At 28.8% G+C, this 12869-nt stretch carries 11 protein-coding genes and 1 riboswitch; of the genes, 10 read left to right on the top strand and 1 reads right to left on the bottom strand.

Annotation, left to right across the window (positions count from 1 at the left end; genetic code table 11):
* Nucleotides 1–114: 114 nt before the first annotated feature.
* The 7 genes from AC2A4K_RS11370 to AC2A4K_RS11340 all read left to right on the top strand — a co-directional run bounded on the left by AC2A4K_RS11370 (nucleotide 115) and on the right by AC2A4K_RS11340 (nucleotide 6438).
* A complete protein-coding gene (locus AC2A4K_RS11370) occupies nucleotides 115–1815 on the top strand; it encodes an MFS transporter (RefSeq protein WP_322502609.1) in 1701 nt (566 codons plus the stop codon).
* A gap of 46 nt (nucleotides 1816–1861) precedes the next feature.
* Nucleotides 1862–1965, top strand: a riboswitch (TPP riboswitch).
* 123 nt (nucleotides 1966–2088) lie between these two features.
* The gene (gene thiS, locus AC2A4K_RS11365) at nucleotides 2089–2283 is read left to right on the top strand and encodes a sulfur carrier protein ThiS (protein WP_322502608.1); all 195 of its coding nucleotides are present in this window, start codon (nucleotides 2089–2091) and stop codon (nucleotides 2281–2283) included.
* Nucleotides 2284–2369: 86 nt separating this feature from the next.
* Nucleotides 2370–3185: a sulfur carrier protein ThiS adenylyltransferase ThiF gene (thiF, locus tag AC2A4K_RS11360; protein WP_322502607.1), complete on the top strand. Its 816-nt coding sequence runs from the start codon at nucleotides 2370–2372 to the stop codon at nucleotides 3183–3185.
* Nucleotides 3186–3362: 177 nt separating this feature from the next.
* Nucleotides 3363–4127, top strand: a complete 765-nt coding sequence (locus AC2A4K_RS11355) for a thiazole synthase (protein ID WP_322502606.1) — start codon at nucleotides 3363–3365, stop codon at nucleotides 4125–4127.
* A gap of 12 nt (nucleotides 4128–4139) precedes the next feature.
* The gene (thiH, locus tag AC2A4K_RS11350) at nucleotides 4140–5243 is read left to right on the top strand and encodes a 2-iminoacetate synthase ThiH (protein ID WP_322502605.1); all 1104 of its coding nucleotides are present in this window, start codon (nucleotides 4140–4142) and stop codon (nucleotides 5241–5243) included.
* 38 nt (nucleotides 5244–5281) lie between these two features.
* Complete coding sequence (locus AC2A4K_RS11345) at nucleotides 5282–5863, top strand: thiamine phosphate synthase (RefSeq protein WP_322502604.1); 582 nt, start codon at nucleotides 5282–5284, stop codon at nucleotides 5861–5863.
* A 146-nt stretch (nucleotides 5864–6009) separates the two neighbouring features.
* Nucleotides 6010–6438, top strand: a complete 429-nt coding sequence (locus tag AC2A4K_RS11340) for a DUF3783 domain-containing protein (protein ID WP_322502603.1) — start codon at nucleotides 6010–6012, stop codon at nucleotides 6436–6438.
* A 45-nt stretch (nucleotides 6439–6483) separates the two neighbouring features.
* Here the strand turns inward: AC2A4K_RS11340 and AC2A4K_RS11335 are convergent, their stop codons facing one another.
* Nucleotides 6484–7347 (bottom strand): ComEC/Rec2 family competence protein, encoded by an 864-nt coding sequence (locus AC2A4K_RS11335; protein ID WP_322502602.1) that lies wholly within the window; start codon nucleotides 7345–7347, stop codon nucleotides 6484–6486.
* 438 nt (nucleotides 7348–7785) lie between these two features.
* Between AC2A4K_RS11335 and AC2A4K_RS11330 the strand changes: the two genes are divergently transcribed.
* The 3 genes from AC2A4K_RS11330 to AC2A4K_RS11320 all read left to right on the top strand — a co-directional run bounded on the left by AC2A4K_RS11330 (nucleotide 7786) and on the right by AC2A4K_RS11320 (nucleotide 12736).
* Nucleotides 7786–11073, top strand: a complete 3288-nt coding sequence (locus tag AC2A4K_RS11330; protein ID WP_322502601.1) for a M14 family metallopeptidase — start codon at nucleotides 7786–7788, stop codon at nucleotides 11071–11073.
* Between the two features lie 280 nt (nucleotides 11074–11353).
* Complete coding sequence (locus AC2A4K_RS11325; RefSeq protein ID WP_322502600.1) at nucleotides 11354–12316, top strand: acetylxylan esterase; 963 nt, start codon at nucleotides 11354–11356, stop codon at nucleotides 12314–12316.
* A gap of 96 nt (nucleotides 12317–12412) precedes the next feature.
* Nucleotides 12413–12736: a thioredoxin family protein gene (locus tag AC2A4K_RS11320; RefSeq protein ID WP_322502599.1), complete on the top strand. Its 324-nt coding sequence runs from the start codon at nucleotides 12413–12415 to the stop codon at nucleotides 12734–12736.
* Nucleotides 12737–12869: the final 133 nt, after the last annotated feature.

The raw sequence follows: 12869 nt of genomic DNA, 5'->3' as shown, positions 1-12869 counted from the left end.
TTAAGGAGTAATATGAACGTAGTTCACTGTGTTTTTTATTAATAATATTTAAAAAATAATATTAATAAAAGGCATAGTAAGGACAAGTTTATAGTTTAAGAAAGGGTGACGATTATGAAAAAGAAATCAGTTGGAATCACTATGGCTGTCTTCTTACTAGGAATATTCATGGGGGCTATTGATTCAGGAATTGTATCACCAGCAAGAGATATAATAGCTGATGGATTAAAGGTTTCACAGGATGCCAGTGTTTGGGTTATAACAATATATACCTTAGCATATGCAGTATCAATGCCTATCATGGGAAAACTTTCTGATAAGTTCGGAAGAAAAAAAGTGTACATGGTCTCAATAACTTTATTTGGACTAGGTTCTTTATTATGTGGAGTATCAGATTATGTAAATAGTTATGGATTCTTATTATGTGCAAGAGTAATAGAAGCTATAGGTGGTGGTGGAATAATGCCAATAGCTACAGCTTATATAGGAACATCATTCCCAGTTGAAAAAAGAGGTTCAGCTTTAGGAATGATTGGTGGAGTATATGGAATCGCAACAGTAATTGGACCAACTTTAGGTTCAGGAATACTTTCTATTTTTGGTGATAAAAACTGGGGATTTTTATTCTTAGTAAATGTTCCAATAAGTATAATAATATTACTTTTAGCAACTAAATTAGAAGAGAATACTTCTGCACAAGGAGTTAAGAAGTTAGATATATTAGGTTCAGGAGTATTAACTGTATTAATTTTATCTTTAATGTATGGAGCTACAAACTTAAAATTCTACGATTTTATGGACTCAATAAAATCATTAGATGTTTGGCCATATCTTTTAATATTTGTAATATCAATTCCTGTATTAGTTTGGGTAGAAAAGAAAGCAGAAGATCCAGTAATAAACTTATCCTACTTTACTAATAAGGAAATAGCGATAACTTTAATATTAAGTTTCGTTGTAGGATGTGGATTAATGGCAACAGTATTCATTCCTCAATTTAGTGAAAATATATTAAGAACACCTATGGGTAGTGGTGGATATATAGTTACAATATTTGCAGTATTTGTAGGTATAGCAGCACCTTTAGGTGGTAAATTTATTGATAAAATAGGTGTTAAAAAGGTATTAATAATAGGTATGAGTTTAGTTATAATAGGAAACCTTTATCAAGGGTATATAACAACTAAACATCCAAGTATGGTTAACTTAATAATAGGATTAGCTATTATGGGATTTGGTTTAGGATTTTCTATGGGAACACCAATAAACTACTTAATGCTTAGCTTAGTACCTGATAATGAAGCTACAGTTGGACAATCAGCAGTATCATTAGTTAAATCTATAGGTATTGCAGTATCACCAAACATACTTATTAACTTTATATCAGATGCTGGAAGAAGAGTACCAGATGCATTACAAAAAGTTATGCCTCATGTAGATGGAATGTCAAATATTATGGCAAATGGTGGAGGATCTTCACACGTTGCAAATTCAATGGGAAATGCAAGTGTTACTAATATATTCAGCATTATAAAGGATATGGTGCAATCACAATTTGCATCATTAGGTGACAAGTTTGCTAATAATCCTCATGTAAATATAGATATGATTCAAAAATCATATATGCAAAGCTTAGATGGGGCTAAAAATGCTATAGAAACTACATTCCAACAAGTAATGAATACAGGATATACTAAATTATTCTTAACATGTGCTATGATAGCTTTAGTTGGATTAATTTTAACACTTATGTTAAATAAGCAATTAATAAATATGAAAAATAAAAAAATGGAAAGCGTGGAAAAAACTAATTGATAAAAAATGTTTTTTGAGTTATGATGAATAAAACAAATAAATTTTAAGATATTGCTAGGGGTGCTGTAAAAGGCTGAGAGGGATTTAATATCCTAACTCTAATAACCTGATTTGGTTAATACCAACGTAGGGAAGTATATTTTAAGTTGTGATTTTTCATATTAGAAAATATTATTATGATTAATTAGAAAATATATTTTAAAAGGTTTAGCAATATTGCTAAACCTTTTTTTGTTGGTATAAAGCGGTATTTAAAGGGAAAGAGGTGAAGATATGATTGTTAATGGAAAGAAATTAAATAAAGAAAACCTTAATACAGTTTCTGATTTATTAGAAAGTTTAAATGTAAATAGAAATAGAGTGGTTGTGGAACTTAACAAAGAGATAATTAACTCTTGTAGTTATGATGAGATTTTATTAAATCATGAAGATATAATTGAGATTATTGCATTTGTTGGTGGAGGTTGATTAATAAGAATTTAAGAAGTTTAAGAAAATAAAAGTTGGTTGAAAGTAAAAGAGAGAAAAAAGAGAAAAAGATATAAGGAGCCTTTATGAAGATAAAGATTAATGAAAAGTGGAAAGAGGTTGAAGAAAATTGTACAGTCTATTCTTTAAGGGATAAAGAATTAAATGATGCTGATGTTATAGTTTTAAATGGATTTCCACTTGGAGAAGATAAAGAGTTAAAAGATGGAGATAGAGTTGTTTTTATTAAAAAAGGAATTAAGCCTAAGAAAGAGGAATTAGAAGAATTAATGGTCTCAAGACATACACCAGGTATTCATGAAAAACTTAAAAAACTTAAGGTTTTAATAGCTGGATGTGGGGGGCTTGGATCTAACATTGCTATTTCTCTAGCAAGACTAGGTGTTGGAAATATAAGATTAGTAGATTTTGATATAGTAGAACCTTCTAATCTAAATAGACAGCAATATTATATTGACGATATTGGAGAGTTTAAGGTGTCTGCATTAAAAAGAAATTTAATGAGAATAAATCCTTTTATAAAAATAGAAGATTTAAATATTAAACTTTCTGAGGATAATATGGAGATTTTAAAAGAAGCTGACATAATAATAGAGGCCTTTGATAATCCAGATTATAAAGCTTTATTAGCAAACTATGTTTTAAGTAATATGAAAGAAAAATACTTAATTTCATCTTCAGGAATGGCAGGTTTTTATGATTCAAACTTAATAAAAACAAAGAAGATAACAGATAAATTTTATATTTGTGGAGATTTAGTAAATGAAGCTAAAGAGGGATGTGGACTAATGGCTCCTAGAGTTTCTATATGTGCAAATCATATGGCTAATTTAGTTATAGATATAGCTGTTAATAAAATAGAATTTGTTAAGAAAGACTAAACTAAAAGGTTATATTTTAAGTGAAGTTTGATTTCTAGAAATCAACATTAGTCTAAAACAGAACCAATTAAAAAGAGTTTATAAATATATTTAGTGATAATTATAAGTTTTATTAACTAACAATTTCATATATGATTTTGAAAAATTTACAAAAAAGAGTAGAAAAGGGGAATTTTTATGGACAAGTTAATAATAGGTGGAGTAGAAATAAAAAATAGACTTTTTGTTGGAAGTGGTAAATATCCTTCAAATGAGATAATAAAAGATGTATTAGAGGGAAGTGGATCTCAAGTTATAACTTTAGCATTAAGAAGAGTGGATCTAGATAATAAGGAAGAGGATATTCTTCAAAACATACCAAAGGATGTAATATTATTACCTAATACTTCTGGAGCTACTAATGCAGAGGAGGCTATTAGAATAGCTAGAATAGCAAGAGCTATGGGGTGTGGAAATTGGATAAAAATAGAAGTTATATCAGACTCTAAATATTTACTTCCTGATAATGAAGAAACTATAAAGGCAACTAAAGTATTGGCTGATGAAGGCTTTATTGTACTTCCTTATATGTGTCCAGATCTTTATGCAGGTAGAAGGTTAATAGAGGCAGGAGCAGCAGCTGTAATGCCACTGGGAGCCCCAATAGGAAGCAATAGAGGTTTGAAAACTAAGGAACTAATTCAAATAATGATAGATGAACTAGATATTCCTATTATAGTTGATGCCGGAATAGGAAAACCATCCCAAGCCATGGAGGCTATGGAAATGGGAGCGGCGGCATGTTTAGTTAATACTGCCATAGCATCTTCTAAAAATCCTATAAATATGGCAAGAGCTTTTAAAATGGCAGTAGAGGGTGGCAGATTAGCCTATGAATCTAAAATGGGAAGAGAATCAAAATTTGGAAATGCTTCATCTCCACTTACTGGATTCTTAGATTAGGAGATGATTGAATTGAGTTTTTATGATGTAGTAGAAAAATATAGAGAGTTTGATTTTTATGGATACTTTGATTCCGTAAAAAGGGAGGACGTATTAAGAAGTATTTATGAAAGAAATAAGAGCCCAGAGGATTTACTTAATTTAATATCTCCAATAGGAGAAGAAGTTTTAGAAGAAATGGCTCAAGAAGGAAGAGAACTTTCTTTAAAATATTTTGGAAGAACTATATTACTATATACACCAATGTATATCTCAAATTATTGTATAAATAAATGTTCATATTGTGGGTATAATGTAGAAAATAAAATATGTAGAAAGAAGTTGAACCAAGAAGAGATAGAAAAAGAGGGAGAAGCTATTTCAAAGGATGGTTTTAAACACATTTTAATATTAACTGGGGAAAGTGAATATCATACTCCAGTAAATTATATAGAAGATAGTATTAGAACTTTAAAGGAGAAATTTCCGTCTATAACTCTTGAAATATATCCAATGACAGAAGAAGGATATAAAAGAGCAGTAGAAGCTGGCGCAGAAGGGCTTACTGTATATCAAGAGACATACGATGAAAAGACATATGATAAGGTTCATGTAGCAGGACCAAAGAAAAACTATAAATTTAGGTTAGAGGCTCCAGAGAGAGGAGCTAAGGCTGGAATGAGAAGTATTAGTATAGGTGCATTATTAGGATTAGCTGATTTTAGAGTTGATGCCTTCTTTACAGCGATGCATGGAAGATATTTAAGAGATAAGTATCCTTATATAGACATAAGTTATTCATTGCCAAGAATAAGACCCTGTGAAGGGGGGCTTAAAAAGTTAAATGAAGTTAATGATAGGGAACTAGTTCAAATACTCTTAGCTTATAAGCTGTTTGATCCCCAAGGGGGAATAAATATTTCGACTAGAGAAGAGAAGAATTTTAGAAAGAATTTAATTCCTTTAGGAGTAAGTAAAATGAGTGCTGGAGTTTCTACTGCTGTTGGAGGACATTCTTTGAAAGAAAAGGGAACAAGTCAATTTGATATAAATGATGAGAGTTCTGTAAGTGAGGTTAAAGAGTTAATAAAGAGTCAAGGATATCAACCTATATTTAAGGATTGGCATAGATTCTAGATTAAACTTGTAATATTTAAGTAAAATGGTGATTTTATATGTTTTTAATAACAAATAGAAATTTAGTAAGTGAGGAAAAATATTTTAATACTATAGAAAAGTCAAGTAAATATGGTGTTAAAAATATAATTTTAAGAGAGAAAGATTTAAAAACAGATGAATTAATAAAGATATATAAGAAGATAAGAGAGTTAGTTTCTGAAGAGACAAAGATAATAATAAACTCTAATATTGAGGCAGTAAATATCTTGAAAGAAAAGTTCATTCATTTAAGTTTTAATGATTTTAAGAGAAATTTAGAAAATATTAAATCCTTAGATGTTGGAGTATCTATTCATTCTATTAATGAGGCTATGGAGGCTGATAGATTAGGAGCAAGCTATATACTCGTGTCTCCTATTTTTGAAACTAAATGTAAACCTGGAGCAATTCCTAGAGGAAGTAAGTTCATAAAAGAAATTAGAGAAAAAGTAAATTGTACTGTAGTGGCTTTAGGAGGAATAAATGAAGAGAATTTCAAGGAAGTTTTATGTGCTGGTGCTGATGATTTTGCATGTATGTCTCTTTTATTTTTGAGTAATAATATAGAGGAGTGTTTAAATAGTTTCAATAAGATTTAAATGATAATTTAAAATTTAATATATTTGATTAGCTAAAAATTAGTATTAATTTAAAACATAATTTTAGATTATATAATTATTAATTTAAATATGATATAATTGATATTAAATAATAATTATAATTTGTTATTAAAGGAGAATTAATTATGTCATTTGAAAGAATAGATATTTCAGATAGAAGTGAACAAGAAGGTAGAAGTTGTGTAATTCTATATAACTTTGGAAATAAAGAATTAAAAAAGATACAAAACTTTGCTAGAATAATGGGAATAAAAGATCAAATAGTTTTAAGCTCTAAAAATGGAGAAGAAACTATAAAGAATATATTAGAAGATAAAATGGAAAGCAAAGAAGGGGAAGGCGTTAAGGAAAGAGCCATAATATTTAATGCTACAGCTCCAGGAAAAGTGCATATATTTTTAGAAAACTTAAAAAAGGTAGGAATACAAAGACCATTAGTTGCAATGGTTACAGAAACATCTATTAATTGGACTATTGATGTTTTAGTTAAGAATTTAATAGCTGAAAGAAGAGCTTTAAAATCAGGTGATATGACTACTCATGAAGAAGCTTAAATTATAAGGAATTAAAAGACACTAGTTAAAAACTAGTGTCTTTTTTTATTTGTTAAATACTATATTTTTTCCGTCTGAAGTCAATATTATTTCGCCATCTATATCAGTTCTAAAAGTTTTTATATTATACTTTTTGATTATATCTAAAGTTTCTCTGTGAGGATGTCCATATTTATTATCTTTAGCACAGCTGATTATTCCATACTTTGGAGAAACAGCTTCAATGAAGGCAGAGCTTGATGAACTACTTGAACCATGATGACCAAATTTAATGACATCAGAATCAAGAGAATCTTTATATTTAGTTAGAGCTTCATTTTCAGCAATTTTTTCTGCATCACCAGTAAATAAATAAGATGTTTTATCAAAGTTTAATTTCATTATAGGTGAATAGTCATTAAGTTCTTCATAATTTGAGTTTTGAGGAGTAAATACTTCAAAATTAGCTCCATCTCCTAAGTCTATAACCATGCCACCTTTTAGTTCATTTATTTTTAATCCTTCATCTTTTACTGCTTTAACAAGATTTTCGTACGTTTTAGTTGTATGTGTAACCTTAGGAGAATAAAAGCTCTTAACTTTGTATTCTTTAAATACGTCAACCATTCCCCCTATATGATCTTCGTGTGGATGGGTTGCAATAACTAGTTCAAAGTCATCAATATTCTTAGCTTTTAATTGTTCAAGAAGTTCTTTAGAATTGCTTCTTGGACCAGCATCTATTAAAATATCATTTCCATTTACATTTATATAAGCTGCATCCCCTTGTCCAACATCCATGTATGAAATCATAAGCTTTTCATCATTAGGTGACTTAGAGTTTTGTGTTAAATCTATTCCAAAATATCCACCAATAAGAACAATTATAATTCCAATAATTGAGCTGATTATTTTTTTCTTTTTATCCATGTACTAATCTCCTTAATTTTATATATTGATGAGAAAGAAAATCATCAATAAGAATTATAATTTAATATGTATTTTAATAGATGTACATTATTTATATTAAGAGTAAATTTTTTAATAAAATTAAAAATATTTTTACTGAATTTGGAATTTTTTAAAGAAGATGATTTATTTTAAAAGCACATTTTACTGTATATTTATATATAATGTTCATCATATATAAATATACAGTATTTGGTGAATAATTATTCGTTGTTTAGCAATATGAAATTTTTAATGTTCTACTAAAAGTAATCAATACAATGTTATGTTTTAAATGATATAAAAAGTTTATATTATATTTATGCAATATTTTCTTGAAAAGTGAATAAATATACAATATAATAAATTTTGTAAAAGCAATAAGCAATAAATATACAAATAAATAAAGGGGGCAAAGAAATGAAAAATAATAAGTTGAAGACTATTTTAGCAGGGGCAATATCTTTTAGTCTTTTACTAAATAATTTTATTATTAGTGTTTCAGCAGAGGAAGTTTTGGAAGGAGAAAATGTAGTCATTTCAGAAGAGATTAGAAGTAATAATGGGGATTATGATTCTAATGAAACTTTAAATGAAAATGAGGAAAAAGAACTTCTAGTAGAGGAAGAGGAAAATAAAAATATTGCTGAGGGAATAATCTTAAGTAATAACTTAATATCTATGACTGATGAAAGAGAGATTGAGGTAGAGGTTGAGTTTAAAAATAACATTCAAGTTGAGAATTTAGTCTGGACTCTTGGGGGCAAAGAGTTTGAGGAGTGGAAAACTTGGAATATAGAAGATGGAACTTATACAGGTGAAAATTATATAGAATTTCTTGAGGAACCAGTAGTTGAAGGAAATAAGCTTAAGGCTACTTTAAAGTTTAAGCTGTTATATGGAACAGAAGATGCTTCAAGATATAGAAGAGAATTTCCAAAGTTAATAGGGGATTATGAGCTTGAAATCAATGATTCAGTTTCAGGTGAGAGTAAAAAAACATCAATGAAGTTAAATGTGTATGATAGTTATAAAAAATATGATGAATTAAAGCCAGCAGTAGATGAAATATTTAAAAATGCTAGAAAAGATATATATTTAGAATATGAAGTTTTGGGACAATCTGTAGAAGGAAGAGATATGCATTTTGTTATTATGGCAAAGGATAAAGTTTCTGTTGATAAGTATTTAAATGAAATTGTACCACTTATGAATGATAATCCTGAGAAACTTCAAAGTATGATGAAGGATGGAAGTTTAGGGGATTATAAAGTTCCAATGTTTATAAATAATATTCATCCAGATGAAACTCCAGGAGTTGATGCTCAGATAGAAACTCTAAAAAAACTAACCACAGAGGAAAATATAACTTATAATGTGGCAATTGATGATAAAAATCTTCAAGGTGGAACTAAGGAAGAAACATTAAATATTGATGATCTTTTAGAGGATGTTATAATTCTTTTGAATTTAACAGAGAACCCAGATGGAAGATACTATAATAAAAGACAGAATGCAAATGGATTTGATTTAAATAGAGATAATGGGTATCAAACACAAAAAGAAACTAGAATAGTTGTAGAAGAAATTGCTAAGTGGAATCCTATAAGCTTTTTAGAATTACATGGCTTTGTATCAGGATTTTTAATAGAACCTTGTACTCCACCTCATGATCCAAATTATGAGTATGATTTATTAGTAGATAAAATGCTAGAACAAGCCAATATATTTGGTAAAAGTGGAATTGCTAATAGTAAATATGATAGTTATCTAATTCCCTATGAAGACTATGAGACAGGATGGGATGATGGCGGTCCATCATATACACCGGTTTTTGCAATGCATCATGGTTCTTTAGGACATACAATCGAAATACCAGAGCTAAATGAAGAGAGTGTTAATGCTTTAGTTTATGGACTTTTTGGTTCAATGAATTATATCCAAAACAATAAAGATGAATTATTTTTAAATCAGTTAGAATATCTTGATCGTGGTATTAAGGGAATAGATGCAAAGGAGACAGTGGATAAATATCTTGTGAATCAGGCAGGCGAATCAGTTGGAAGACCAAGAGGAGATAATGAAAACTTCTTCCCTGAATATTATGTTTTACCAGTAGATGATGAATTACAAAAAAACGTATTAGAAGTTTATAATATGGTTGAACATCTTTTAAGAAATGGGGTTAAAGTTGGCATTACAACTGAGGATGTAGAGATAAATGAAACAAAATATCCAAAGGGAAGCTATATTGTGGACATGCATCAAGCTAAGAGAGGATTAGCTAATATGCTTTTATATGATGGATATGATGTTTCAGATTTTGATGAAATGTATGCAGAAATTGTTGTTAATTTCCCAGCTCTTAGAGGATTTGATGAATATGAAGTTAGACAAGCTGATGTATTTAAAAACAAATATGATACTGTAAAAGATGTGAAAAAACCTATAACTATTTTTGAAGATGGAGATGAGGTTGTTTTAGAAAATACAAGTACAGATACTATAAAGGCTGTAAATAAACTTCTTGAAAATGGAGAAGAAGTAGAAGTCATTTTAAATTCAGGAGATGATTTTTCTAAGGGAGATTTTTTAGTCGAAGTTAATGATCTTAAAGAATTATGTAATGAATATTATTTAGAAGTGGAAAAAGCTAATGAGGAAATTAAGAGTGAGACTTTAGAGAAACCTAAGGTTGCGAATATTGGTTCAGCTCAAAGTACATGGATTTTAAAGGAACTTGGATTTGAATTAGTTCCTGTTGATGATGCAACTATAATAGTAGATGATTATGGAAATGCTACTTTAGATTATCTAAATGAAGATAAGGATTATTTAGGAATAGGAATGTGGTCCTTAGATGCTGTTAAAAGTAGTAATATAATACCAAAATTTGATTATGAAACAACAGATCAATATGGATATCATGAAGGGTTAGTAAAAGGAATTTATAACTTAGATAGTGTAATAACATCTGGATATGATGAGGAAGAACTAATATATACAGCTAACGGAGCTTGGATTTCAAGTGTTTCAGAGAATGCTAAAGTGCTTGGGAAAATAAGCGATGAAGAGGATTTCTTTGTTGCTGGATGGTGGCCTAACAATGAAAAAGCAAAGGGAAAGGTAATGGCTTTTACGGAAGAGATAAATGGGAAAAATGTAACTTTATTTGCTGATAACTTAATGAATAAAGCCCATCCTCAGCATAAATATAGATTAATTTCTAATACGATATATTCTTCAACTTATGATGAAAATAAGGACATAACACCTCCAGAAATAAAAATAGAAGGTGTTGAAGATGGAAAGACTTATGATAAACCTGTAACTCCAATAGTTACAACAGAGGAAGGCGCTAAACTTTATATAGAATTAAATGGAGAAGAATGGGACGGAAAGTCTATAGAGAAATCTGGAGAATATGTTTTAAGTGTAGAAGCCGAAGATGAGGCTGGAAATAAAAATCAAATTAAGCTTTCATTTAAAATAAATATACCAGAGGATGATTTAGATGATGAAGGTGATGATGATTTAAATGATGATGAAAACAATGGTGGAAATGACGATAATATTGAGGATGAGGACAAAAATGATTCTTTGCCACAAACAGGAGTAGAACTTGGCAGAGAAGGAGTAATTCTTTTAGGAGTTATATCAACTCTTGGAGGATGTTTCTTAAAATTTTCTAAGAAAAGAGAAGAATAGATAGATTTAAATTAGTTTGTTATTTTATGTTAGTTAGGAAACTCTATTCCTAACTAACGTTTTTTTAGGTGATTTTAAGATGAAAAATCTTTATTATTAATATAGAAAATAGAATTTATAATTCAATATTTGAAAAAAATACAATTTAATGGTAAAATTTAGATGTTGGTTAAACGTTTAAATAAGATGCTGATTAAAAGTTTAGCTCTAAAATAATTATTTATAGGGGAAAATAATTATTTTTATATTATAGGTTTATGGGAGTAGGGGGAATATTATTATGCCAATGTTAGATATGTCTTTAGAAAAGCTTTATGAGTATAAAGGAGTTAGTCCTTTACCTAAAGATTTTGATGAATTTTGGGATAAGCAGTTAAAAGAATTGGATAACTTAGATGTTAAGGTTGAAATGAAAAAGGCTGATTTTCAAAGTCCTATAGCTGAATGTTATGATTTATACTTTAATAGTATAGATGGAGCGAAGATATATGCTAAATTTATGAAACCTAAAGGGGTTAAAGGAAAAATGCCAGCATTACTAGAATTCCATGGTTACCAAGGAAGAAGTACTGATTGGAGCAATAAACTTCATTATGTAGCTAGTGGAATGTGCGTAATATCTATGGATTGTAGAGGACAAGCTGGTTTATCAGAAGATGTTGGAGGGGTTAAAGGAATTACAGTAAAAGGACACATAGTAAGAGGATTAGTTGAAGGAAGAGAAAAATTATTATTTAAAAATATATTCTTAGATACTGTAGTTCTTGCTAGAATTATAATGAATATGGAATGTGTAGATGAAGATAGAGTTATTACTACAGGAGGATCACAGGGAGGAGCATTGTCTTTAGCCTGTGCTGCTTTAGAAAATAGAATTAAAGGAGTATATGCATATTATCCATTTTTATGCGATTATAAAAGAGTGTGGTTTATGGATTTAGGCGGGGAAGCTTATGATGAGTTAAAAAGATATTTTAAATTCATAGATCCAAATCATGAAAATGAAGAATATGTCTTTAATACTTTAGGATATATTGATATAAAAAATATGGCCCATAGAATAAAAGGAAAGGTAAATATGGCAATAGGCCTAATGGATGATATATGTCCTCCATCAACTCAGTTTGCAGCATATAACAATATACTTTGTGAAAAAGAACTAGTTTTGTATCCTGATTATGGACATGAGCCTTATTTGCCGAAATTAAATGATAGGATATATCAATGGGCAATAAATGTTTAAATTGAATATTATTTTATTACTGATATAATTATGTATAAAGGGATGAATTTTATAGAAATTCATCCCTTTATACATAATTAGAAAGAAGATGAGATTATGAGGATTATTGATAATGAGAATGAGTTTAAAGATTTTTGTGGAGAAAGAGGAATAAGATTAGTTTATTTAAGTACTAACACTTGTTGTGCATGTGGAGTTTTGAAACCTAAGATTGAGGAACTAATAAAAAAATATGAAAATGCAAAAATGGTTGAGGTTGAAGCAGATAAAAGTATAGATATAGTAGCACAGTTAAGTATTTTTATGTTTCCAGCAATTATACTTTATATAGATGGTAAAGAAATCTTAAGGGAAGCTAAGTATATAAGTGTTGTTGAACTAGAAAAGGTTATGGATAGATATTTTAAACTTTATCAATAGAAAATAAGTAAATATATTTAAAAAGTAGGGAATATTAATTTTAGACCCTACTTTTATTTTTATAAGTATAGAGAGTGATTTGCTTTATAAAGTAAAATTTTATATACTATATACAAGTTAAATATGAATAATT

It is taken from the genome of Clostridium sp. LIBA-8841 (assembly GCF_057782475.1).
The sequence above is the reverse complement of the archived record's forward strand: the minus strand, read 5'-3'. Positions and strand labels throughout refer to the sequence as shown.